This is a genomic window from Stenotrophomonas sp. AB1(2024) (assembly GCF_037482345.1).
Lineage (GTDB): Bacteria > Pseudomonadota > Gammaproteobacteria > Xanthomonadales > Xanthomonadaceae > Stenotrophomonas.
Window position 1 is genome coordinate 3,009,035 of record NZ_JBBHKO020000001.1, and the last position, 25,090, is coordinate 3,034,124.

General features: G+C 68.0%; 17 protein-coding genes. 10 read left to right on the forward strand and 7 right to left on the reverse strand.

The window, feature by feature from the left end; translation table 11 throughout:
• Positions 1-76 precede the first annotated feature (76 nt).
• The 5 genes from WIX41_RS13570 to WIX41_RS13590 form a co-directional block, all read right to left on the reverse strand.
• Positions 77-1,039 carry a copper resistance protein B gene (locus WIX41_RS13570; protein WP_339448336.1) on the reverse strand — a complete coding sequence of 321 codons (963 nt, stop codon included), beginning with the start codon at positions 1,037-1,039 and terminating at the stop codon, positions 77-79.
• Positions 1,036-2,811: a copper resistance system multicopper oxidase gene (locus tag WIX41_RS13575; protein ID WP_339448337.1), complete on the reverse strand. Its 1,776-nt coding sequence runs from the start codon at positions 2,809-2,811 to the stop codon at positions 1,036-1,038. Before WIX41_RS13575 ends, WIX41_RS13570 begins: the two co-directional genes overlap by 4 nt.
• Before the next feature lie 102 nt (positions 2,812-2,913).
• On the reverse strand, positions 2,914-3,297 hold the full coding sequence (locus WIX41_RS13580; protein WP_339448339.1) for a CopL family metal-binding regulatory protein: 384 nt from the start codon (positions 3,295-3,297) through the stop codon (positions 2,914-2,916).
• 92 nt (positions 3,298-3,389) lie between these two features.
• Positions 3,390-5,192, reverse strand: a complete 1,803-nt coding sequence (recQ, locus tag WIX41_RS13585) for a DNA helicase RecQ (protein WP_339448341.1) — start codon at positions 5,190-5,192, stop codon at positions 3,390-3,392.
• A gap of 126 nt (positions 5,193-5,318) precedes the next feature.
• Entirely contained in the window at positions 5,319-5,867 is a 549-nt protein-coding gene (locus tag WIX41_RS13590) for a Dps family protein (RefSeq protein ID WP_339448343.1), read from the reverse strand.
• Between the two features lie 89 nt (positions 5,868-5,956).
• Here WIX41_RS13590 and hrpA point away from each other — a divergent pair, with 89 nt between their 5' ends.
• Positions 5,957-10,057 (forward strand): ATP-dependent RNA helicase HrpA, encoded by a 4,101-nt coding sequence (gene hrpA / locus WIX41_RS13595; protein WP_339448345.1) that lies wholly within the window; start codon positions 5,957-5,959, stop codon positions 10,055-10,057.
• A 19-nt stretch (positions 10,058-10,076) separates the two neighbouring features.
• On the opposite strand, the gene WIX41_RS13600 is transcribed toward hrpA, so the two are convergent.
• Positions 10,077-10,589, reverse strand: a complete 513-nt coding sequence (locus tag WIX41_RS13600; protein WP_339448347.1) for a hypothetical protein — start codon at positions 10,587-10,589, stop codon at positions 10,077-10,079.
• A gap of 96 nt (positions 10,590-10,685) precedes the next feature.
• On the opposite strand from WIX41_RS13600, the gene WIX41_RS13605 reads away from it, so the two are divergent.
• The 3 genes from WIX41_RS13605 to WIX41_RS13615 all read left to right on the forward strand — a co-directional run bounded on the left by WIX41_RS13605 (position 10,686) and on the right by WIX41_RS13615 (position 15,343).
• Entirely contained in the window at positions 10,686-12,839 is a 2,154-nt protein-coding gene (locus WIX41_RS13605) for a RelA/SpoT family protein (RefSeq protein WP_409187392.1), read from the forward strand.
• A gap of 29 nt (positions 12,840-12,868) precedes the next feature.
• Positions 12,869-14,434 carry a hypothetical protein gene (locus tag WIX41_RS13610; protein ID WP_339448351.1) on the forward strand — a complete coding sequence of 522 codons (1,566 nt, stop codon included), beginning with the start codon at positions 12,869-12,871 and terminating at the stop codon, positions 14,432-14,434.
• A gap of 66 nt (positions 14,435-14,500) precedes the next feature.
• Positions 14,501-15,343: an NAD-dependent epimerase/dehydratase family protein gene (locus WIX41_RS13615; RefSeq protein ID WP_339448353.1), complete on the forward strand. Its 843-nt coding sequence runs from the start codon at positions 14,501-14,503 to the stop codon at positions 15,341-15,343.
• 26 nt (positions 15,344-15,369) lie between these two features.
• Here WIX41_RS13615 and WIX41_RS13620 read toward each other — a convergent pair whose 3' ends face one another.
• Complete coding sequence (locus WIX41_RS13620; protein ID WP_339448355.1) at positions 15,370-17,469, reverse strand: glycosyltransferase; 2,100 nt, start codon at positions 17,467-17,469, stop codon at positions 15,370-15,372.
• Positions 17,470-17,564: 95 nt separating this feature from the next.
• Here WIX41_RS13620 and mrcB point away from each other — a divergent pair, with 95 nt between their 5' ends.
• From mrcB to tsaB, 6 genes are all read left to right on the forward strand, one after another.
• Positions 17,565-20,003 (forward strand): penicillin-binding protein 1B, encoded by a 2,439-nt coding sequence (gene mrcB, locus WIX41_RS13625; protein WP_409187506.1) that lies wholly within the window; start codon positions 17,565-17,567, stop codon positions 20,001-20,003.
• Positions 20,004-20,026: 23 nt separating this feature from the next.
• Positions 20,027-20,557, forward strand: a complete 531-nt coding sequence (locus WIX41_RS13630) for a tetratricopeptide repeat protein (RefSeq protein WP_339448357.1) — start codon at positions 20,027-20,029, stop codon at positions 20,555-20,557.
• A gap of 55 nt (positions 20,558-20,612) precedes the next feature.
• Entirely contained in the window at positions 20,613-20,990 is a 378-nt protein-coding gene (locus tag WIX41_RS13635) for a hypothetical protein (protein WP_409187393.1), read from the forward strand.
• Between the two features lie 243 nt (positions 20,991-21,233).
• Entirely contained in the window at positions 21,234-21,575 is a 342-nt protein-coding gene (locus WIX41_RS13640; protein WP_339448358.1) for a hypothetical protein, read from the forward strand.
• Between the two features lie 407 nt (positions 21,576-21,982).
• On the forward strand, positions 21,983-24,016 hold the full coding sequence (locus WIX41_RS13645) for an ATP-dependent DNA helicase (RefSeq protein ID WP_339448360.1): 2,034 nt from the start codon (positions 21,983-21,985) through the stop codon (positions 24,014-24,016).
• 5 nt (positions 24,017-24,021) lie between these two features.
• Positions 24,022-24,729, forward strand: coding sequence for a tRNA (adenosine(37)-N6)-threonylcarbamoyltransferase complex dimerization subunit type 1 TsaB (gene tsaB, locus WIX41_RS13650; RefSeq protein ID WP_339448362.1), 708 nt, complete (start codon positions 24,022-24,024; stop codon positions 24,727-24,729).
• The last annotated feature ends 361 nt before the right edge of the window (positions 24,730-25,090 follow it).

The following is a 25,090-nucleotide window of genomic DNA, read 5'->3' on the forward strand; positions in this document are numbered from 1 at the left end:
GGCCCTGCTCAGGGCCGGCGCAGGATGAATTCCAGGTCGCGGCGTTCGCCCACCGGGAATTCATGATCGACGGCGATCAGAACCAGATGCGCACGCCGGCCACCCAGCGCGTGTCACGGGTGTGCTCGCCGGCTGCCTGGTGGTAATCGGCGGTATCGCCGAACAGGCGCTCATGCGAAATGCCGATGTAAGGCGCGAAGCGGCGGCTGAACTCATAGCGTAGGCGTAAACCAGCCTCGACCTTGTTCAGGCCGGCACCCATGCCGTGCCCGGGTTCGTCTTTGGCGGCCAGGGTCGCTTCCACCAGCGGCTGCAGGATGAGCCGGTTGGTGAGCAGCAGCTCGTACTCGACCTCCAACGTGGCAGCCAGCTGTCCGCCCTCACCGACATAGGCCGTTGCCGAGGTTTCGAACTTGTACTGCGCCAGGCCCTGGATACCGAACGCGGCCCACGTGCGCGAGTCCGCGGGGCGGAAGTCCTGCTTCACGCCCACCAGCACGTCCCACCACGGCGACACGCTGCGTCCGTACAGGACTTCCAGATCAGACGATTCGGTGCGGCTGCCGCTGCGTTCGCCCTCGCTGCGCAACCACAGGCGGTTGATGTTGCCGCCGATCCAGCCGCTGGCTTCCCAGGCCTGGCCGGTGCCATGCCGGCCATCCCAGTGCTCCAGCCGGTTGATCAGCAGCAGGCTGTGCAGGTTGGGCGCGTGCTCCATCGCATCATGGCGGATCGTCGGGAAGGCGGCTGCACGGTCGGCGTCGGTCACCACTGGAATCGGTTCGCGCGGCGCGCTGGGCGCTGCGTCGTGGCCCATGGCAGCGTGATCCATCTTCGAGTGGTCCATCTGCTCATGATCCATCGTGGCGTGATCCACTTCAGCATCGGCTGCCTGGGCGTGCCCCATCATCGCGTGGTCCATCTTCGAATGATCGACCACTGCCGGTGCGGCAGCGGGTGCGGCATCGGCGTGCGCATGCGACTGCGCCCACGCCGGTCCTGCGATGGCGGTCAGAAGTGCAACAGTGAGCATCTTCATTCTTCGATCCTCACTTCGCGCATCATCCCTGCTTCCATGTGGTACAGCAGGTGGCAATGGTAGGCCCAACGGCCCAGTGCATCGGCGCGCACGCGGTAGCTGCGGCGGGTGCCCGGCGGCATGTCGATGGTGTGTTTGCGCAGGTGGAATTCACCGTCGGCGTTCTCCAGGTCGCTCCATACCCCGTGCAGGTGGATGGGGTGCTGCATCATGGTGTCGTTGACCAGCACGATGCGCATGCGCTCGCCGTAGTTCAGGCGCAGCGGTTCGGCGCTGGCGAACGGAATGCCATCGAACGACCAGCTGAATTTTTCCATGTGCCCGGTGAGGTGCAGCTCGACCTCGCGCGAAGGTTCGCGCCCATCGGGATCTTCGAACAGGCTGCGCATCGCGCCGTAGGTGAGCACCTGGCGGCCGTTGTCGCGCAGGCCGATGCCGGGGTCGTCGAGCTTGGGCTCGGTGGCCGAGCTTTGCATGTCGACCAGTGGGTTGCCGTTCTCGCTCGGTGCGTGGCGTGGTGCCTTGTCGCCACCGCCATGACCGGCGTGGCCCATGTTGGCGCCGCAGCCCCCTTCCATGCCCTTCATGTCATGTCCCATTGCAGCCATGTCATGCCCCATGTCACTCATCGTCAGCAGCGGGCGCGGGTCGCGTGCGGGGATCGGCGCCTGCAGGCCATGGCGTACGGCCAGCGTGCCGGCGGCATGGCCGGTGCGGCCCATGTCCTGGCAGAAAATGGTGAAGGCATCCTGGCCGCTGGGTTCGACGATCACATCGAAGGTCTCCGCTGGCGCGATGCGGAACTCGTCGATGCTCACCGGGTGAATGTACTGGCCGTCGGCGGCCACCACGGTCATCTTCAGGCCGGGAATGCGCACGTCGAAGTAGGTCATCGAGCCGCCGTTGATGAAGCGCAGCAGCACCTTTTCGCCGCTGCGGAACAACCCGGTCCAGTTGCCGGCCGGCGCGGTGCCGTTGAGCAGGTAGGTGTAGGTGTGCGCGTTGATGTCGGAGATGTCGGTGGGCGTCATCCGCATCCGGCCCCACATGCCACGGTCGGCGGTGGCCGCGCTCCAGCCATCGCGGCGCACGTCGCGCAGGAAATCGGGCAGCGTGCGCTTGTAGTAGTTATCATGCTCGGCCAGCTTCTTCATGCGCCGGAACAGCGCGCCGGGATCCATGTCGGTCCAGTCCGAGAGCAGGATCACGTGCTCGCGGTCGAACCGGTACGGGGCCGGCTGCAGCGGGTCGATGATCAGTGCGCCATACAGGCCGGCCTGTTCCTGGAACATCGAATGGCTGTGGTACCAGTAGGTGCCGGACTGCTTGAGAGTGAAACGGTAGTCGTAGGCCTCGCCCGGGGCGATGCCGTTGAAGCTCAGGCCGGGCACGCCGTCCATGTTGGCCGGCAGCAGGATGCCGTGCCAATGGATCGAGGTAGGGTGGCCCTGCAGCGCGTTGGCCACGCGCACGTTGACGGTGTCGCCTTCGCGCCAGCGCAGGATCGGTGCGGGCAGGCTGCCGTTGACCGTGATGGCCGGGCGGGTGCGGCCGGTGAAGTTGGCCAGTGACTCGCCGATGCTCAGCTGGAACTGCTGGCCGCTGAGCACCTGCGGGGCGGTGGCCACGCGCGGACCGGCGTTGGCCAGGGCGCGGGCCGGCACGGTGCCGGTCAGGCCGGCGACCACGCCGCCCGCAGCCAGGCCCTGCACGAACAGGCGCCGCGACGGCACGGGCGGGGCACCCGCGCCGGGGGAAGAGGGGTGTGACATTGCAACTCCGAATCGGATCCGAGGGGCACGCGCAGGTGCCGACAGGATGCGCGTGCGGCAGCACGGCATCGCGTTACGCAGGCGTTCTTGGTGAACGCGCGCTCAGCCGATGGGAGGGCGGGTGATGCGGTCCAGCGGCGGGCTGGGCAGGGAAGGGTGCGCCACGCGCAGCAGAACCGGCGACGGCGGTGGCGGTACCGGAATCCAGGCGATCTGGGCGGTCAGGCTGGGTTGCTGGGCGCAGTTGCGCAGGCAATCCTTGATCTTGCAGTGGTCGCTGCCGTCCGGTGCCTGGGCGGGTGTTTCGGCCGGAGCGCCGTGCATGGCAGCAGGGCCTTCGCCATGGCAGGGCGGCGCTGCAGGTTTCTCTGCAGCGGCGGGCATCGCCATCGCCAGCAGCATGGGGCCGGCCATGGCCGCGTTCAGCCCGTTGAGCAACAGGCTGAGCATCAACACCACTCGCAGGAGCAGGCTACCGGCGGACATGGGCGCCACCTTAGCGCCAAAGCGCATACCACGCACCCCTGCCTGAACGGCAGGTTCAACTCTGGACGTGGGTCTGGCTGGGGCCGCGCCCATCAGCCTTCTTCGCGGACGATCTCGACCAGCCGCTCGCCGTAGCGGGACAGCTTGGTGCCACCGATCCCGCCCACGCGGCCCAGTGCGTCGATGCTGGTGGGGCGTTGTTCGGCGATGTTGCGCAGGGTGCTGTCGTGGAAGATCACGAAGGCCGGCACGTTCTGCTCGCGCGCCAGTTCGGCACGCAGGCCGCGCAGGGCGTTGAACAGGGCCAGGTCCTGCGGCAGCACCGACAGGCCGGTGCGTTGGCCGCCGCGCTCGCGTTCGCGGGTTTTGGGACTTTCCCGGCGCATCATCACCTTGCGCTCGCCTTTGAGCACCTGGCGGCTGCCGTCGGTCAGGCGCAGGCCGCCGTAAGCGTCGCTGTCCACTTCCAGCAGGCTGGCGGCAACCAGTTGGCGGAACACGCTGCGCCAGGTGCGGGCGTCCAGGTCCCTGCCGATGCCGTAGGTGCTCAGTTCGGTGTGGCCGAACTGGCGGATCTTGTCGTTCTCACCGCCGCGCAGGATGTCGATCAGGTGGCCCACGCCAAACCGCTGGCCGCTGCGGTACACGCAGCTCAGCGCCTTCTGCGCGGCCACGCTGGCATCCCAGGCGTCGGGGGGCTGCAGGCAGTTGTCGCAGTTGCCGCACGGCTGGGGATAGGTTTCACCGAACCCGGCCAGCAGCACCTGGCGGCGGCACTGCATGGATTCGCAGTAGCCCAGCAGGTGGTCGAGCTTGGAGCGTTCCAGCGTCTTGCGCTCTTCGCCCGCCTCGGACTGCTCGATCATCTGCTTGAGCAGCACCACATCGCCCAGGCCGTAGCAGAGCCAGGCTTCAGCCGGTTCGCTGTCGCGGCCGGCGCGGCCGGTTTCCTGGTAGTAGCCTTCCATCGACTTGGGCAGGTCGGTATGGGCGACAAAGCGCACGTCGGGCTTGTCGATGCCCATGCCGAAGGCGATGGTGGCGCACATGACGATGCCGTCCTCACGCAGGAAGCGGCGCTGGTTGTTCGCGCGCACCTCGGCCGGCAGGCCGGCATGGTAGGGCAGGGCATTCATGCCCTCCTTGCACAGGAACTCGGCCGTTTCCTCGACCTTGCGCCGCGACATGCAGTACACGATGCCGGCTTCGTCGCGGTGGCCGCGCAGGAAATCCAGCAGTTGGCGCTTGGCGTTGTCCTTCTGGACCACGGTATAGCGGATGTTGGGCCGGTCGAAGGAGCTGACGAAGTGCTGGGCGGTGGTCAGGTCCAGCCGTTCGGCGATCTCGCGCTGGGTCGGCGGGTCGGCCGTGGCGGTCAGCGCGATGCGCGGCACGTCGGGCCAGCGCTCATGCAGCACGGTGAGCTGGCGGTATTCGGGCCGGAAATCGTGGCCCCACTGCGACACGCAATGGGCTTCGTCAATGGCGAACAGGGCAATGCGGCTGCGCGCCAGCAGCGAAAGGAAACGGCCGGTCAGCAGCCGCTCGGGCGCGACATACAGCAGTTCCAGCTCGCCGGCGGCCAGTTCGCGCTCGACCCGGGCCGCAGTTTCGGCATCCAGGGCCGAATTCAGGTACTCGGCACGCACGCCCAGTTGGCGCAGGGCTTCGACCTGGTCCTGCATGAGCGCGATCAGCGGCGAGATGACGATGCCGGTGCCTTCGCGCAGCAGGGACGGCACCTGGTAGCACAGCGACTTGCCGCCGCCGGTGGGCATCAGGACAAGCGCGTCATTACCGGCCGCGACATGCTCGACGATCGCCTGCTGCGGACCGCGGAAATCGTCGTAACCAAAGATGCGGTGCAGCAGTTCGTGCGCGGGGCGGGAAGACATCGCGCTAGTTTACCGGTTCCGGGGGGCGTTCCCCGTCCGGGATTCCCGCATCCGGCCGTCAGGCCGGTAGAGCCGGGCTCTGCCCGGCTCCACGCAACGGCAAAGGCAGCCGGGCAGAGCCCGGCTCTACGCGAGCAGGCTGCGGAGCATCCAGGCGTACTTTTCGTGGGTCTGCAGGCGCTGGGTCATCAGGTCCTCGGTCGGAGCGTCGTCGGCGTCGTCGGCCACGTCCAGCACCTTGCGGGCGGTCCGGCACACGGCCTCGTTGGCGGCGACCAACTGGCGTACCATTTCACGCCAGTCCGCGCTGTCGGTCAGGCCCGGTTCCTCGGCGATCGAGGTCAGGGCGGCGAATTCGCGGTAGGAACCCGGGGCGTTGAAGCCCAGTGCGCGGATGCGTTCGGCCACGTCGTCCAGGGCCGCCCACTGCTCGGTGTACTGGGTTTCGAACATCGTATGCAGCGAATTGAACATCGAACCGGTCACGTTCCAATGGAAGTTGTGGGTCTTCAGGTAGAGCGTGAACGCGTCCGCCTGGAAGGCCGCCAGTCCATCGGCAATCTTCTTGCGATCGCTTTCCTTGATCCCGATATCGATGTTCGGGGCCGACGGTGCCGCCGTTGCCAGCTTCTGCTTGGCGGCCTTGGGTTTGGCCGGGGTCTTGGTCTTCGCCATGGGGGAAATCCTCCTGGTGGATGGGATGGCCTTCACAATAAGTCAGACTAACCTTCAGTTGTACTCATAAGTTCTAAACAATTCGATTGATGACCGCTATCAGACAACCCAACGCTTCGTCCCTGTCGTCGCAGCAGGCAGCCATTGACGGGGCCATGAGCCGTGATCGCGGCCGCCTGCTGGGCATGCTCTCGCGCTGGCGGGCCAAACCGGCCGATGCGGGCGTGGCAGCGGCGTTCGAACAGGCCCTGCAGGCGTCGGTGCAGCGGCGCCAGGCGCGGGCGCTGAACCAGCCGTCGATCATTCTGGACGACAGCCTGCCGATCGCGCGTGAAGCCGAGCGCATCACCGCGCTGATCCGTGAGCACCAGGTGGTGGTCATCGCCGGTGAAACCGGGTCGGGCAAGACCACCCAGCTGCCCAAGCTGTGCCTGGCCGCCGGCCGGGGCGTGGGCGGCATGATCGGCTGCACCCAGCCGCGACGGATTGCCGCACGCGCGGTGGCAACCCGCGTGGCGCAGGAGCTGAAGTCCGAGCTGGGCACCACGGTCGGCTACCAGGTGCGCTTCACCGATCGGGTAGGCGACGATACCCGCATCAAGTTCATGACCGACGGCATCCTGCTGGCCGAGATCAGCAGCGACCGCTGGCTCTCGCAGTACGACACGATCATCGTCGACGAGGCGCACGAACGCAGCCTCAACATCGATTTCCTGCTCGGCTATCTGAAGCAGCTGCTGCGCAAGCGGCCGGACCTGAAGCTGATCGTCACCTCGGCGACCATCGATACCTCGCGCTTCGCCCAGCACTTCGATGATGCGCCGGTGATCAGCGTGGAAGGCCGTACCTTCCCCGTTGAAGTGCGCTACCGCCCGCTGGAAGGCGAGGGCGGTGGCGACGAGGACGGCGGCCGCGATGGCGAGCGCACCGTCAACGATGCGGTGGTGGCAGCGGTGGATGAAATCACCCGGCTCGACCCGCGCGGCGACATCCTGCTGTTCTTCCCGGGCGAACGCGAGATCCGCGATGCGCACCAGGCGCTGGAACGGCGCAAATATCGCGAAACCGAGGTGCTGCCGCTGTACGCGCGGCTGTCGGTGAAAGACCAGGACCAGGTCTTCAACCCGGGCAGCAGGCGCCGCATCGTGCTGGCCACCAACGTGGCCGAAACCTCGCTGACGGTGCCGCGCATCCGCTACGTGATCGATCCGGGCCTGGCCCGCGTGAAGCGTTACAGCCCGCGCCAGAAGCTGGACCGGCTGCACATCGAGGCGATTTCGCAGGCCAGCGCCAACCAGCGCAAGGGCCGTTGCGGGCGCGTCTCTGAAGGCATCTGCTACCGCCTGTACTCGGAAGCGGACTTCCAGTCGCGCGCCGAATTCACCGATCCGGAAATCCGCCGTTCCAGCCTGTCCGGGGTGATCCTGCGCATGCTGCAGCTGGGCCTGGGCCGGATCGAGGATTTCCCGTTCCTGGAGGCGCCCGACGAGCGCGCCATTGCAGATGGGTGGCAGCAGCTGGGCGAACTGGGCGCGGTGGACAACGAACGCCGGCTCACCCCGATCGGCCGACAGATGGCGCGCCTGCCGGTGGACGTCAAGCTGGCCCGGATGCTGGTGGCCGCGCAGGCGCAGGGGTGCCTGCGCCCGATGCTGGTCATCGCCTCGTTCCTGGGCATCCAGGATCCGCGCGAGCGCCCGCCGGAAGCGCGTGCCGCCGCCGACAACGCGCATGCGCTGTTCGCCGATGGGCGATCGGAATTCGTCGGCGTGCTGCGGCTGTGGGAAGGCTACCGCCAGGCCCACGAAGACCTGACCCAATCGAAACTGCGGGGCTGGTGCGAGCGCCATTTCCTGGGCTTCCTGCGCATGCGCGAATGGCGCGAGCTGCATCGCCAGCTGCGGGTGTTGTGCGAAGAGCTGGGTTGGACCGAAGAGCCGGTGGACAGTGCGATGGCACCGTTGCTGGCCGGCGCGTCGGCGCCGGCGCCAGCACGCGATGATGCCGAAAAGGCGAAGGCAACCCGCGGCCAGCAGCACCGCGCCGCGCGGCTGGCCCGTGAAGGCAAGACCGAAGCGCCGGCCGTTGTTGCCCCTGCCGCATCCCCGGCAGCGGCCGACGATGCGCGCAGCGGTTTCAGCGAGCGCGTGCGTGCCAATGCGTACCAGACCCTGCACCGTGCGCTCATCGCCGGCCTGCCCACCCAGATCGGCCACCGCAGCGACAAGGGCGATTTCCTCGCGCCGCGCCAACGCCGCTTCCTGCCGTTCCCGGGTTCAGTGATGGCCAAGCGGCCGCCGCCGTGGCTGCTGGCGGCGACCCTGCTGGACACCCAGAAGGTGTGGGGCCTGACCAATGCGGCAATCGAGCCGGACTGGGTGATCGCCGAACTGCCGCACCTGCTGCTGCGCAAGCACTTCGACCCGCACTGGTCGCGCGCCCAGGGCCAGGTGCTGGCCTCGGAGCAGATCAGCCTGTTCGGGCTGGTGCTGGCACCGAAGAAGCCGGTCCACTACGGCCGCATCGCCCCGGGCGAGGCGCATGACATCTTCGTGCGCCAGGCGCTGGTCACCGGCGAGATCAATACGCGTGCGAGCGTCATCGCCGACAACCTCAAGGTGCTGGAGCAGGCGCGCGAAGAAGAAGCCAAGCTGCGCCGCGCCGGCATCGTGGCCGACGAGGGCTGGCAGGCACGCTGGTACCTGGACCGGATTCCGTCCGAGATCCATTCGGCCACCGGGCTGGATACCTGGTGGAAGGCGTTGGCGCCGGAGAAGCGGCACGCGCTGGCGTGGACGCTGGCCGACCTGCTGCCGGGCGAGGGCAGCGATGCCGAGCGCTACCCGAAGTACCTGCCGCTGGGCGATGCGCGGCTGGCGCTGCACTACCGTTTCGAACCGGGCAGCGAGGAGGATGGCGTCAGCCTGGATGTGCCGCTGCACCTGCTCAATGCATTGGATCCGGCACGTCTTTCGTGGCTGGCGCCGGGTTTCGTGGCCGACAAGGCGTCGGCCCTGATTCGCAGCCTGCCCAAGGCCATGCGTCGCAATTACGTGCCGGCGCCGGATTTTGGCCGCGCCTTTGCCGAGGCGTTTTCCGCGCCCAGTGCTGACGACCTGCGCGGCGAACTGGCACGGTTCCTCTCGCGCGCGACCGGCGCGCAGGTGTCCGCCACCGATTTCGATGAAAGCGCGCTGGACCCGCACCTGCGCATGAACCTGCGCCTGCACGATGCGCAGGGCAAACTGCTGGCCGCCTCGCGCGACCTGGAGGCACTGCGCGCCCGCTTCGGCGAGCAGGCCGGCGATGCGTTCGCCGCGCGTGCGGGCCGGGCATTGGCGGCCGAAGGCCTGCGTGATTTCCCGGCGGCGCCGATTCCGCTGCAGGTGCCCGGTGAAGCCGGCGTGCCGGCGTATCCGGCGCTGGTCGATGCCGGTGAATCGGCATCGCTGCGCATCTTCGCCGACCGCAACGAAGCCCTTGAACAGCACCCGCGTGGCGTGCGCCGCCTGCTGGACATCGCCCTGGCCGACAAGGCCAAGCAGGCGCGCAAGCAGCTGCCCGTGCCGCCCAAGACTGGTCTGTTGTATGCCTCGATCGAATCGCAGGAGCGCCTGCGCGGCGATCTGGTCGATGCCGCCATGAATGCCGTGCTGGCTGAAGGGCTGGGCGAGATCCGCGACCCGGCGGCCTTCGCCAAGCGGCGCGATGCCGCCGGCCGTGAGCTGTTCGGCGAGGCGATGGCGCGGCTGAAGCTGGCCGAGAACATCCTGGCGCATGTGGCCGAGCTCAAGCCGTTGCTGGAAGCGCCGTTGATGGGCTGGGCACGCGGCAACCTGGATGACCTGGAGCAGCAGCTGGCGTCGCTGGTGCACCCCGGCTTCCTGCGCGAAACGCCCGCCGATGCGCTGGCGCAGTACCCGCGCTACCTGCGCGCGATGATCCTGCGCAGTGAGCGGGCCAAGCGCGATCCACCGCGCGACCAGGCACGGATGCTGGAGCTGCGCCCGTTCCTGGAGGCGTTGGAGGAAGCGCAGGCGCGCGGCCTGCGCGAGCGCCCGCAATGGCAGGCGCTGCGTTGGGACCTGGAAGAGCTGCGGGTGTCGCTGTTCGCGCAGGAACTGGGTGCCAGGACCGGCATCTCGGCCAAGAAGCTGGCCCAGCGCGTGGCCGCGCTGCGCCAGGCGTGATCGCGGTCCGCGCCGTGCCTTACTTCACCCGGCGGACTTTGGAGCGCAGGTTGACGCCCTCGACCTGCAGGTACCAGGCGCCGGCCAGGCCCGGGGTGATGGTGACCGCTGGCGCGGACTTGCGGCTGCCGGCGCGCTGGGTCTCGTCGGTCTGTTCCCATTCCTGGCCGTTGGCCAGCACATACCGGTAGCCCTTGCCGAAGCCGCGGAAATCGCCCTGCAGCGTGCTGGCGATCGGCTCCTTGCTGCCGAAGTCGAAGAAACCCCGGTTCTTGACGATCACTTCCTGGCGGCCTTCTTCGCGTGCCTGCTCGCGCGCATCGGCGGCTATGGCGGCCACCTTGCCCTGCAGCCAGTTGTTGAGTGCGGCCAGTTCGGCCGGCTTCAATTTGTCCAGGCCGGCGGCCTTGAACTCGGCCGGCGACATCTGCTGCTGCAGGTCGCCTTCGACTACCCGCTGGGCGAGGGCGGGGCTGGCCATGCTCAGCAGGACGGCCGCACTGGCCAACAACCTCAGACGGGAAAAGCGCATGGCAGGTCTCCAGGAATTCGGGATGGCACGGGTTCTGATTGTCGGGTAACGATAGCAGCGCTAGTGTAGGGCTCTCCATCTTGTCTGCATGATGCTGTGAACCGCGCTTCTGCCCCCGGCCTGGATGCCTTGTTGAACCGACCCTCGGCGGCTTCGCTGCCCCCCGCGCTGCGCGAGGCGCTGCTGCAGCGCTGGCAGGCCGGGGATGCCGACCACGCCCAGGCCGCCGCCTGGCCGGTGCTGGCCGATACCCTGGATGCGCTGGCCCTGCTGTCGGCCGATGACAGCGCCATGCTTGCCGCGCTGTTGTTCGACCTGCCGTGGCTGCGTGCCGGCCTGGATGCACTTCCATTGGGAAGCCACAAGCAGGCGGTGGTCGGCCTGCTCGACGGGCTGGACGCGGCCGACCAGGTCTGGGCGCTGCACGCCGGGCGCGATGCCGGGCGCAACAGCGAAGGCCTGCGTCGGCTGCTGCTGTCGATCATCCAGGACCTGCGGGTGGTGCCGATCCTGCTGGCCCGGCAGCTGGCGCGCATGCGCGCGGCCGATCGCCTGCCCGAGGCCGAACGCCGCGCGCTGGCCCAGTTGACCCGCGACATCCACGCTCCGCTGGCCAACCGGCTGGGTATCTGGCAGCTGAAGTGGGAACTGGAAGACCTGGCGTTCCGCCACCTGGAGCCGGACACCTACCGCCGCATCGCACGGGAAGTCGACGAGACCCGGCTGGCGCGTGAGCGCTACGTCGAGTCGGTCAAGAAGGTGCTGTCGCGCGAACTGCTGGCACAGGGCATCGAAGCGGAGGTCAGCGGGCGCCCGAAGCACATCTACAGCATCTGGCGGAAGATGCAGAAGAAGCGGCTGGCCTACGATCAGCTCTATGACATCCGCGCGGTGCGGGTGATGGTCAAGGACGTGGCGGCCTGCTACGCCGCGCTGGGCGTGGTGCACTCGCTGTGGGCGCCGGTGCCCAGCGAGTTCGATGACTACATCGCCCGGCCCAAGGCCAACGACTACCGCTCGCTGCATACTGCCGTGGTGGGGCCGGAAGGGCGCACGATCGAGGTGCAGATCCGCAGTCATGACATGCACGCCCAGGCCGAGCTCGGCGTGGCCGCGCACTGGCGCTACAAGGAAGGCAGCAAGGGCGCGGAGAAGGCGTTCGACCGCAAGATCACCTGGATGCGCCAGCTGCTGGAGCAGTCCCAGGAAGGTCATGCGGGCGAACTGGCCGGTGCGCTGGACGCGGAGCTGACCGAGGACCGGGTCTATGCGCTCAGTCCGAAGGACGAGGTGATGGACCTGCCGCAGGGCGCCACGCCGCTGGACTTCGCCTACCACGTGCACACCATGGTCGGGCACCGGTGCCGGGGGGCGAAGGTCAACGGCCGCATCGTGCCGCTCACCTATCGCCTGCGCAGTGGCGACCGCGTGGAGATCCTCACCGGCAAGGAGGCCGATCCACGTCGTGACTGGCTGCTGGCCTCCAACGGCTACCTGGCCAGCAACCGCTCGCGTGAAAAGGTGCGCGGCTGGTTCCACAAGCTTGACCGTGCGCGCAATGTACAGGCCGGTCGCGATCTGCTCGACCGCGAACTGAAGCGGCTCGGACTGGCGCAGGCCGACCTGGCCGTTGCAGCGAAGAAGTTCCATGCCGACAGCGTCGATGACCTGTATATCCAGGTCGCACTGGGCGATACCGGGCCGCACCAGGTCAGCCGGACCCTGCTCGAGGCCGAACGCGCCGCCACGCAGCCGGACGTACCCGCGCTGCCGAGGCCAACCGCGCGCCGCGACAGCCTGGGCAAGTCCAAGTTCACCGTGCAGGGCGTAGGCAACCTGCTGGTGCAGCTGGCGCGCTGCTGCCAGCCGGTGGCCGGCGAACCGATCGTGGGCTACCTGACCCGCACGCGCGGCGTTACCGTGCACCGCACCGATTGTGCTGCGCTGGCCCGCCTGTCGGCGGCCAGCCCGCAGCGCATCCTGCCGGTCGAGTGGGGCCAGGCCGGCGGTGGCTACGAAGTGGACGTGGTGGTCAATGCGGTCGACCGCCGCTGGCTGCTCAAGGACATCACCAACCTGATCGCGCAGGAGGATGCCTATGTGCTCGACATCCACAGCGACAACGTGCGCAACAGTGGCCGCGCGCATCTGCGCCTGCGGTTGAAGGTGAGCGACTACGGCCAGTTGTCGACGCTGCTGGGCAAACTGGATGCCTTGCCCGGGGTCAGCGACGCGCGGCGTCTGGGCTGACATCACATGCTCCACGTTACGCTCACGGAATGAGCCGCCATCCCGACCATCAAGACGCCGCGCATGCCGCCCTGCGCCGCATGCGCCGCGAAGGCCGCTGGTGGTGGGTGCAGGCGTGGCAGTCCCGGCGCATCTGGCGGTGGGCGCTGCTGGTGGCGGTGGCAGTGTTCGTGCTGCTGGTGGTGTTCCGGCGCCCGCTGGCGAACTGGTTCTGGAATGAGCCGCAGGTGGAGCAGCTGCTCGATCGCGGCGACCGCGCGCTGGCGGCAGGCCGGCTGACGGCCGCTGACGGTACCGGCGCGCGCGAGTGGTACCAGGCGGCATTGGCGCTGGACAGCGACCGGCCGCAGGCCCGCACCGGGCTGGCGCGTACCGGCCAGGCCGCGCTGGCGCAGGCGGGCGCGGCACTCGACGCCGGCGATGTGGCCGCCGCGCAACGTGCCTTGGCGTTGGCCCGCGAGCTGCAGGTGCCGCAGCGCGATGCCGATGCGGTGGCGCGCCGGCTGCGCGGGCACCAGCACGAAGGCGCCGGTATCGGGGCGCTGCTGGGCCGGGCCGAATCGGCGCTGCAGGCGCAACGCCTGGACGGCAGCGATGACAGTGCATTGCCATTGTTCCAACAAGTGCTGGCGCGGGCGCCCAACCACCTGCGCGCGTTGGAAGGGCGCGAGGACGCGCTGTCGGACCTGCTGCAGCAGGCACGTGATGCCGCAGCGCAGGGCGATCTCGCCGGTGCGGCGGCGCGCGTGCAGCGTGCACGCGGGTTCGACCCGGGTCACGTCGATCTGCCGGCCAGCGAAGCGGCGTTGAACGCCGCGCTGGAGTCACGCGTGCGCCAAGGGCAGCAGTGGCAGCGAAGGCAGCGCTGGCAGGCGGCGGGCGAAGCGTTCCAGGCGGTGCTGGCGGTGCGGCCGGATGACGCCGTCGCGCAGCAGGGATTGCAGCAGGTGGTCGAGGCGCTGCTGGCAGCGGCGGCACGGCAGGCCGCTGATTTCCGTTTCGACCTTGCCGGGCAGGCGCTGGTCGCCGCACAGGCGCTGGGTGCATCCGAGCGCCAGTTGGCGGCGTCACGCCAGACCATGGCGCAGGCCCGTCAGGCCGAGCGTGCGCTGACCGCACCTGCTGCGCCGCACCGGCGCCGGGAGCAGGCCCTGCAGACGCTGCTGGCGCGCCTGGAGCAGGCGCAGGCGCGCGGCGATATCCTCTCGCCGCCCGGCCGCAGCGCCTATGACGCCCTGCGCGAGGCACAGGCGCTCGCCCCGCAGGATGCGCGGGTACGCGCCGCCGCGCAGCGGCTGGTGCCGGCGGCGCAGCAGTGCGTTGAAGATCGACTGCGCGAAAACCGGGTGCAGGCGGCCGGTGCCTGCCTGGAGGCATGGCAGGTGCTGGCGCGGGGAGGGCCCCAGGCCGATGCCCGCCAGCGCCTGGGGCAACGCTGGTTGGCCATCGGCAGCGAACGGCTGGGCCGGGGCGATGTGGCCTTCGCGCAGGAAGCACTGCAGCAGGCGGCCCGGTGGGGTATTCCGGCCACGGCCGCCGACTACCAGGCGCTGCAGCAGCGCCTGCGCGATGTCGATGTCGATGCGTTGCGTTGATGTGCTGCACCAGGGTGCATGTGCCGGGTCGGCTATAGTGCGCGCTCGTTTGGGAGTGGACAGGCAATGACGGTTCTTGTTTCGGGCGCAACCAGCCAGATTGGCCGGTATCTGCTGCCACGCCTGGTAGCCGCGCGGCTGCCCGTCCTCGCGTTGAGCCGTCATGCACATCCGGAGCAACCGGGCGTGGACTGGCAGGTGGGCGACATGCGTGCGTTGCCGGCACCGGAGCAACCGCTGCAGGCAATCGTCAGTTTCGCGCCGCTGGACGCGTGGAGCGACTGGTTGGCGCGGCAGAGCGTTGCCCCGGCGGCGAAGATCATCGTGACCAGCTCGATGAGCGTGCTCACCAAGCAGGGATCGGCGCAGGCCGACGAACAGGCGTTGGTGGCGCTGCTGCAGCGGGGCGAACAGAACCTGGCAATGCAGGCCGAGCGCCTGGGCATGCAGTGGACCGTGCTGCGCCCGACGCTGGTATACGGCGCCGGCGTCGACCGCAGCCTGACCCCGATCGTCGCGCGGGCGCGGCGCACCCGGTTGTTTCCAATTCCCATGGCGCATGGGCTGCGCCAACCGGTACACGCCGACGACATCGCCCTGGCGGTAATGGCAGCGCTGCGCAGCGATGCAGCGTCCGGCCAGACCCTGCAGATCGGCGGTGGCGAACGGCTGGATTACCAGCAGATGTTCCAGCGCGTGCGGGCGAGCGTGGGCACCTTCACGCTGCCGGTGTATCTGCCGCAGGCCGCGCTTCGCCTGCTCGCGGCGGCCGTGCCGCGCGCGCGCGGACCGGTTTCGCGGCTGGAGCAGGACCTGGTGGCCGACAATACCGAGCTGACCGCCCGGTTGGGCGTGCAGCCGCGGCCGTTCAACCCGACGCCGGCGACCTGGCAGCCGAAAACACAGTAGTGCCGGGTTCTACCCGGCACGCCGCGTCATTCGGTAAACACCCGCCGCACCGTCCCGCGCGCGGCATCCAGCGAGAAGTGGTCGGCCACGTTGTGCAGGCCCGCCGTCGACAACCGCTGCCACAGCGCCTCGTCGCGGTACAGCCGGACCACGGCAGCCGCGAAGGCCTCTGCATCGTCGGCCACCAGCACATCCTCGCCATCGCGCAGGTGCATGCCTTCGACACCACAGGTGGTGGCCACCACTGGCTGGCCGTGCGCCATGCTCAGGTTGACCTTGCCTTTCACGCCGGCGCCGAAGCGCAGCGGCGCCACCGCGATGCGGACTTCATCCATGTAGGGGGTCACCACCGGCACGAAGCCATGGATCACCACCCCGGGTTGGGTGGCAGCCAATGCGTGCAGCGCCGGCGGAACATCGGCGCCGATGCAGTGGAAGCGCACCTCCGGCAGCTGCGCGCGGATGCGCGCGAACACCTCGCCGATGAACCAGTGCATCGCATCCACGTTCGGCGGATGACGGAAACCGCCAACGAACACCAGGTCGCGGCGCTGTGCCCAGCTGGCGCCACCGCCGGCTACTTCATGCAGGTTGGAAATCAGTTCAACGTGCACGGCCGGGGCGTCGGCCTGGAGCTGGACGCGTTCGGCCTCGCTGACCAGCACGGTCACATCGCTGGCAGCCATCACCGCCAGCTCGCGCGCGCGGGTGCGTTCGGCATTGCGCAGCAGCCCGGCATCGCCGGCCAGCTCGGCGCCGCGGCGCTCGCGCAGATAATGCAGGTCCACGGTGTCGAACACGCGGCGCGCATCCGGTGCGTAGCGACGCAGCAGTGGCAGGCACTCGCTGGCCACGTGGTGGCGCACCATCATCACCACCGCAAAGCGCGGCCCGTGCTCGCGCAGCCACGCACCGACGCCCTCCAGGAACGGGGCGTACCAGACCTCGACGCCCAGCCTCTGCAGCGCTTCGGTGGGCGCGCCGGCATGTTCGCGCAGGGTCGGCACGAACACCACGTGCAGGCCTTCGGCGAGCAGCATGCGGATCAGGTTGTACTGGCGCAGGGACCCGGAATCGCGGTCCGGTTGCGGCACGCGTTCGTCGAGGATCAGCACCTGGCGCTGGTGGCGGTGCAGCAGTGCCGGCGAAGGCACGCTGCCCACGGCGGGATGGCTGGCCAGTACCTGCGCCCATTTGGCGGCGAACACGCCCTGGTTGCGGACCTGGTAGGCCTTGATGCCGCTGCCGGTATCGGTGCCGTTGCTGGTGCCTTCGTCGTGCGCCACCCGGCTGGCCGGTTGCACCAGTACCCGGCGGCCGGCGGCGCGCACTGCGAAGGCCAGGTCGGTGTCTTCGTAATAGGCCGGCCGGTAACGGGTATCGAGGCCGCCCAGCTGGTCCCACAAGGCGCGCGGCAGCATCAACGCCGCACCGGAACAGTAGTCCACATCGCGCAGCGCGCTGTAACGCGGGTCGTCGGGCGATTCGAAGCGCCCGTAGCTCCAGGCGCTGCCATCGTTGAACACCACGCCGCCCGATTCCTGCAGGCGGCCGTCCGGATACAACAGCTGCGAGCCGACCAGGCCGGCCTCCGGCACGCTGGCGAAGGTGTCCAGCAACGCATCCAACCAGCCCGGCTGCGGCACGGTATCGTTGTTGAGCAGTACCACGTAGGCGCCGTGCGAACGGGCCACGCCGTCGTTGCAGGCCTCGATGAAACCGCCGTTGGCCGCGCGCACTTCATAGCGCAGCCCCTGCACCTGCGGCATCCACTGCCCGGTCTCATCGCTGCTGCCGTCGTCCACCACCAGGATCTCGCAGGCCACCTGTGGCGGGTGGGCGGTCAGCGCGCGGAGGCAGGCCAGGGTATGGCCGACGTGGTTGTACACCGGGATCACAATGCTGACCCGCGGCTCAACGCTGTGCGGCACGGAAAAGGGCAAGAACGGGGCAGCGGCGGGCAGGTACAGCGGCTCGCGCTGCAGGTCCGGCAGGGCACGGGTGTGGACCCGGATCCGCTGCCAGGTGGCCTGCCACCCCCGTGTTCGCAGGCTGGCCAGGCTGCGCCGGAACAGGCCGATCATGCGGTTCAGGAAGTAGCGTGCATCGGCCAAGGATGTCGACATCCCGTTACAACTCCAGCTAAGCGGGGAAAACCGGGGGACACGCGCGCCACCATGGCTGCGCTAGACTCGCCGGACTTTTACATTCTTGCATGCCCGTGCCCCCACGCTACGATTCCGACGACAACGACGCGTTCGAGGACGACACCGACAGCCGCTGGCCGCAGTGGCGTCGTCGCCTGATCACCTGGGGCATGGCCGCCGTGGCGCTGGCGCTGGGCTTCCTCATTCCCTACACGGTGTACCTGAACACCCAGGTCACCCAGCGCTTTGGTGAGCTGCGCTGGCAGATTCCCACGCGCGTCTACGCGCGGCCGCTGGCGCTGGCGCCAGGCGTGGCCATGGACGCACAGACGCTCAAGACCGAACTGGCGGCATCGGCGTACCGCGACGACGGCACCGGCAAGGCGCCGGCGACGTTCAGCCAGGACGGCGGCCGCTTCGTCGTTTCCAGCCGCGGTTACAACGACGTGGACGGCAAGGTCGCCCCGCGCCGGATCGAACTGAGCCTTTCCGGCGGCCAGATCGCCTCCCTGCGCGACGCCGACAGCCGCAAGGCGCTCAAGGCCGCGCGGCTGGACCCGGCGCGTATCGCCACGCTGTACGGCCAGAAGCAGGAAGAGCGCCGCCTGGTCCGCCTGGAGGAAACCCCCGAACTGCTGGTGACCGGCCTGCAGGCGGTGGAGGACAAGGACTTCAACCGCCACCACGGCATCGACCTGAGCGGCATCGCGCGCGCGGTCTGGGTGACCGTGCGTTCCGGCGGCCAGAGCCGCCAGGGCGCGTCCACGCTGACCCAGCAGCTGGCCCGCAGCGGCCTGCTCGGGATCGGCAAGGAACAGACCGTCACCCGCAAGTTCAACGAAGTGCTGTACGCGCTGATCATGGAAGCGCGGTACGACAAGCGCACCATCCTGGAGGCCTACCTCAACCAGGTATACCTGGGCCAGCGGGGCAGCCAGGCGATCCACGGCATGTCCTCCGGCGCCGAGTTCTGGTTCGGCCGGGATCTGTCCTCGCTCAATACCGAACATATCGCGCTGCTGATCGGGCTGGTCAAGGGCCCGTCCTACTACGACCCGCGCCGCAATCCCGAGCGCGCGCTGGACCGCCGCAACTTCGTGCTCGGCAAGCTGCACGAAAACGGCCTGATCGACGATGCCGAACTGCAGCGTGCCCTGAAGGCCCCCCTCGGCGTGCCGAAGAACCCGGGCCTGATCGCCGCCAACCGGTTCCCGGCCTACGTCGATCTGGTGCGCCGCCAGCTTGGGCATGACTACCCCGAAGCCGTGCTGCAGGGCGCTGGCCTCAGTGTGATGACGGGCATGGCGCCATCGGCCCAGGCCTATGCCGAAGGCGCGGTCACCAGGACGCTGAAGTCGCTGGAAAACAAGCGCCGCCCCGAGCTGCAGGCCGGCCTGGTGCTGACCGACGTCCACAACGGCGACGTGCTGGCTGTGGTCGGCAGCCGCGATGTGTCCGAACCGGGCTTCAACCGCGCCATCGAAGCGCAGCGGCAGGTCGGCTCGCTGCTCAAGCCGTTCGTCTATCTACTGGCCCTGGCACAGCCGGACAAGTACTCACTGGCGACCTTCGTCGATGATTCGCCGGTGACCGTGCAGCTCAGCCGCGGCAAGCGCTGGACCCCGGGCAACGCGGACAACCGCAGCCATGGCACCGTGCGCCTGATCGACGCGTTGGCCAATTCGTACAACCAGGCCACCGTGCGCGTGGGCATGCAGGTCGGCCCGGAACGGGTCACCCAGCTGATCCACGTGCTGGCCGGGTTGAAGGCCGAGAGCAATCCGTCGGTGATCCTGGGCGCGACCGACCAGAGTCCGTATGCGATGGCGCAGCTGTACCAGTTCCTGGCCTCCGGTGGCGAGATCCAGCCGCTGCACGCCGTGCGTGGCGTGCTCGACCCGCAGGGCAAGCTGCTCAAGCGTTACGACAAAACCCCGGCACCGGCCCAGGAAGGCGATTCGATTGCCGCCAACCTGATCAGCATCGGCCTGCAGCAGGTGGTCTCCAGCGGCACCGCGGCACGCCTCAACGCCGATGGTCTTTCGCGCCTGCAGGCCGCCGGCAAGACCGGTACCTCCAACGACGGCCGCGACAGCTGGTACGCCGGCTACACCGGCGACCACCTGGCGGTGGTCTGGATGGGCAACGACCAGAACGAGCAGACCGGCCTGTTCGGCGCCACCGGCGCCATGCGGGTGTGGTCGGGGATCTTCAGCCGCCTGCCAAGCTCGCCGCTGAAGGTCAGCAACAAGGGCCTGGACTGGCAGCCGGTGGAAGCCGGCGGTACCGCCGCCACCGACGCGTCCTGCCCGGGCGCACGCCGCTTCCCGTTCGTGGTCGGTTACGCCCCGGCCTACACTGCCTGCGTGGCCCCCACTGCGTTGCCGGAAGGCGAAGGCGGCGAGGGTAGCGAAGGCGGTGGCTGGCGCAGCTGGTTCGGCCTGGACAAGAAGCCCGAACCGGCCGCCGAGCCGGCGCCGGCCGCCCCCGCGGCCATTCCCCCCGCTCGATGAAGCGCAACGCAAGGCAGCTCCGCATGACGACCTCCCGCACCGTGATCCGTACCGCTTCCGTGCTCGCGCTGGGCCTGGCCCTGGCCGCCTGCGTGTCCACCACGCCGCCGGTGAAGGCGCCGGTCGACACCACCACCCCGGCGCAGCGCATGGCGGCGGTGGATGTCACCGCCGGCAAGGACGACAAGGAGCTGGATGTACAGCCGCTGCGCGATGCGGGCATCGAAGACCTGCGCGTGGTGGCCAAGGCCAAGCGCCAGGCCAACGACCTGGCGGGCGCAGCCGAGGCGCTCAACCAGGCGCTGCTGATCAACGAAGGCGATCCGTCGATCCTGCAGGAGCGCGCTGAAATCGCCTTGCTGCAGGGTGATTGGGCGCGCGCCGAAACCCTGGCGCGCAAGGCGGTGGAGTTGGGTTCGAAAACCGGTCCGCTGTGCCGCCGCCACTGGGCCACCATCGAGCAGGCACGCCTGGCGCGCGGCGAGAAGGAAAACGCGGTATCGGCGCATGCACAGCTCGAAGGCTGCACGGTGCCGGGCATCAAGCGGTATTGACGCCGTGGCTGGATGGTGGACTCTGGCCGGGCTGAGCTACATGCAGCAGCGGTACATGGATCCGCAGTTGGGGATATTCCTGTCGGTGGACCCGGTGACGGCGTACCAGAAGCCAATTGAGCAGTTCAACAGGTATCGGCATGCGAACGGGAATCCGTACAGGTTCACCGATCCCGACGGAAGAACCGCTGTGTGCGGTCAGAGTTCGTGTTCGATCGACTGCAGTAGAGCACTGACGTGCGCGGCTGATTACCTCTACGTGGGCACGGTGTACGCTGGTAGGTTGCTTCGGAACACGGTTGAATCCAGTTCGGCAATTGCGCAGAAGTCCGAATCATCGGAGCGCGATGCTTCTCCGTTGCCTGGAGGGCTTGTAGGCTCCCAGGATAGCGGGAGGCGCCAACAAGGGGGCGAGTCAATAATGGTCCTCTAGCCCCGAACAATGGGGGGCTGGAAATGCGGAGGCGGATTTCGGCAACTTGACCGGTGGAAATGCCGGCCCTGCACCTGATGGTTCGCGTCTTCCTGGAGGATCGCAAGTGGGTGGGAACGGGGTCATTTATCGTCCAGGGACGGAGGCCTCTGGACCACGAATAGATATTCCGGCGAATGGTGAAAAGCCTCATGAGACTCTTCATTATCCCAAGCCGCCTCCGCCGCCAAACAGGCCAAAACCGTGAATAAATTTCTTGAAGTGCTGGAATCCCGCTTGGCCGACACGGCAGGGGTGTATGTGAATGCGGGAGTCGATGCAATTGCATACTTGGATGAGCTTGCGAACGATATTAGACGGAATGAATGCCAGCCTTTTGAAGTTTCTGCGAACGTCATGGCGCCAGGACTACCGGGGTTTGATGAGGGAGAGCGTATAGCTGGACTGTGCCTCGCCAAGTCCGATGGTCGCTGGTTGATATATCGGCCCGACGATGATCAGTTTTATGCCTTCTGGGGGCCTGAGCAAGGCTGCCTTGGAGCGCACGGAGTTTTTGGAAGTCCTTTGTATTGCTGGTCTGCGTGAGCGAAAACCAGCGGCAGCTTGGTGTTCTGTGGACAATCGCTCCTGTTGTAAGAGGTCGGCGCAGGGGCCACGCCGAGTGTTGGATCTGCAGAGGGCGGTCTCAAGAAGCAAGTGCAACACGTGATCTGAATTCGGCGACCTCCCGGCGCCATTCATGATCCGGAAGCTGAGTGTCTACGGAATCCGGGGCGGTTCACCGATGGGCATCAAGGATGCAATCCATCCACGGATGCGAAATCGCGCATCGAACTTAAATTTGATTGGAAGCAGGAGAAGAACCCTATATCCCATATGCACAAGGCATGCCTCGAATGACTTTCTTTCCTCTGGCTTGATTTCGGAATATGCTTTTAGCTACCGCTCGACTTCCGCTGCAGAGGATTCAGAGCATCCCTTATCATGGCAGCATGTCCCGCCTTGCCCACGCCAGCAGTGAAGCCCTCAGCGAGGGCGGCACGCTCGCCAGCCAACTCGATGCCTTCGTTGCGCGACCGGCGCAGCTGCGCCTGACCACCGCCATCGCCGAGGCGTTCGACCAGCGCGAGGTGCTGCTGGCCGAAGCCGGTACCGGCACCGGCAAGACCTTCGCCTACCTGGTGCCGGCGCTGCTGTCGGGCCTGAAAACCATTATTTCCACCGGTACCCGCGCGCTGCAGGACCAGCTGTACCACCGCGACCTGCCGCGCGTGCGCGCCGCGCTCGGGGTGGGGCACAGCAGCGCGCTGCTCAAGGGGCGCTCGAACTACCTGTGCCGCTACCGGCTGCAGCAGGCGCGTGGCGAGCCGCGCTTCACTTCGCCGCAGGAAGTGGCGCAGTTCCAGCGCATCCTGGCCTGGTCGGGGCGCACCACGTTCGGCGACATGGCCGAGCTGGAAGCGCTGGCCGACGATTCGCCGCTGTACCCGATGGTCACCTCCACGGTGGACAACTGCCTGGGTACCGAGTGCCCGTTCTGGGATGACTGCTTCGTGGTGCAGGCGCGCCAGCGTGCGCAGGCCGCCGACGTGGTGGTGGTCAACCACCACCTGCTGCTGGCCGACCTGGCGCTCAAGCAGGAAGGCTTCGGCGAGATCCTGCCGGGTGCACAGGCCTTCGTGATCGATGAGGCGCACCAGCTGCCGGAACTGGCCGCCAACTTCTTCGGCGAAGGCTTTGGCATGCGACCGTGGCAGGAGCTGGCCCGCGACTGCCTGGCCGAAAGCCGCAGCGTGGCCGGTGCGCAGGCTGCGCTGCAGGTGCATGCCGGCACACTGGAACAGACCCTGCGTGAGCTGCGCACGGCGATGGACGCCCTGCCGGCGCGCGGTACCCAGTGGCGCGCGCTGGCGGTGCCGCAGGTCCGCGATGGCTTCGACGCGGCGATGAGTTCGCTGGTCGCCCTGCGCGACGTGCTCGATGGCGTGCGCACGACCTCGCCGGGCCTGGACGCCTGCCATGCGCGGGCGATGGAGGCGGTGTCGCGGTTGTCGCGCTGGTTGGGCGATGACGTGCCGGTGCTGGATTTCGATGCCGACCCCGAGCAGGCTCCAGCGCCGGCCGAGGTGCTGTGGTATGAGCTCACGCCCCGTGGCTTCCGCTGCCAGCGCACGCCGATGGACGTGTCCGGGCCGCTGCGCGAGCACCGGGAGCGCTCAATGGCCGCCTGGGTCTTTACTTCGGCGACGTTGACCGTCGACGGCAAGTTCGAGCACATCGCGCAGCGGCTGGGGCTGGATGATCCGATCACGCTGCTGCAGCCCAGCCCGTTCGACTGGGCGAAGCAGGCGCTGTGCTACCTGCCGACCGACCTGCCCGATCCGGCTGCGCGCGGTTTCGGCACCGCGCTGATCCGCGCCCTGACGCCGGTGCTGGAGGCTTCTGGTGGCCGTGCCTTCCTGTTGTTTGCGTCGCACCGCGCGCTTCGCGAGGCGGCCGAAGCACTGCGCGACGCCCCGTGGCCGCTGTTCGTGCAGGGCGAAGCGCCGCGCGCCGCACTGCTGCAGCGCTTCCGGGAATCGGGCAATGGCGTGCTGCTGGGTTCGGCCAGCTTCCGGGAAGGGGTTGACGTAGTGGGCGATGCGCTGAGCGTGGTGGTGATCGACAAGCTGCCGTTCGCCGCGCCCGACGACCCGGTATTCGAGGCGCGGCTGGACGCGATCCGCCGCGACGGCGGCAATCCCTTCCGCGACGAGCAGCTGCCGCAGGCGGTGATTGCGCTCAAGCAGGGGGTGGGGCGGCTGATCCGCAGCGAGACCGACCGTGGCGTGCTGGTGCTGTGCGATCCGCGCCTGGTCAGCCGCAGCTACGGTCGCACCTTCCTGGATTCGCTGCCGCCGTTCCGCCGCACGCGGTCGCTGGACGATGTGCGGACCTTCTTTGCGCCACAATGGCCTGTCGCCGCCGATACCAAGGCTGCCAGCGTGGTCGCGGGCGGCGATGCCTTTCCTACTTCCCTGTTCTGATCCCCATGAAACTGCTCGCCTTTGAAACCGCCACTGAAGCCTGTTCCGTTGCCCTGTACGTGGATGGGCAGGTACGTGAGCGCTTCGAGATCGCCCCGCGCCGCCACGCCGAGTTGAGCCTGCCGTGGGCCGAGGCGCTGCTGGCCGAGGCGGGACTGGCGCGTTCGCAGCTGGACGCGATCGCGCTGGGGCGGGGGCCGGGCGCCTTCACCGGCGTGCGCCTGGCCATTGCCATCGCCCAGGGCATCGCACTGGCGCTCGATCGCCCGTTGATCCCGGTGTCCACCCTGCAGGTGCTGGCGCTGCGTGCGCCGGCCGATGCCACGCACGTGCTGAGCAGCATCGACGCGCGCATGGGCGAGGTATACGTGGCCCGCCAGCTGCGCGTGGACGGGCAGTGGCAGTTGCAGGGCGAAGAGGTGGTCTGTGCGCCGGAAGCGGTCGAGCTGCCCGATGGCAGCCGTTGGTTCGGTGTGGGCACCGGGTTTGGTGCTGCTGAAGGTCTTCTGGCAACGCGATTGGCCAGCCAGCTCGACGGCGTCGATGCGCAGGCCCTGCCGCGCGCTTCCGATCTGCTGACGCTGGCGGTACGGGTGTTCGAACGCGGTGAAGCCATGGCCCCGGAGTTGGTCGAACCGGCGTACCTGCGCAACAACGTCGCCTTGACGTTGGTCGAGCAGCAGGCGGCGCGGGCGGCGAAACAACAGGCGTAGTGCCACGCCCTGCGTGGCAACCGCGAAAGGCCCAGCCACGCAGGGCGTGGCTCTACCGTGGGTTATCCGGATTCCATCGCGGCCCATGGTTATTCAATCCGGATCCCAATGGCCCGTGGTTGGTTGATCCGGATCCCAATGGGTCCGTGGTTGATTGATCCGGATCTACGGGCGTTACGTAATAATTCGTAGCCCCGGCCGTTGGCCGGACACCGCGCGCAGCGCGGCCCAAGTATCCGAAGACCGTTATTGATCGCCCGCGGTCGACACCCCGACGTTTACACCGTATCGAAATCGTGTTTCAGGCGTTCACGACGTCTGATGCGTGGTTTCGGTACGGTCTAAACGTCGGAAGCAGCGC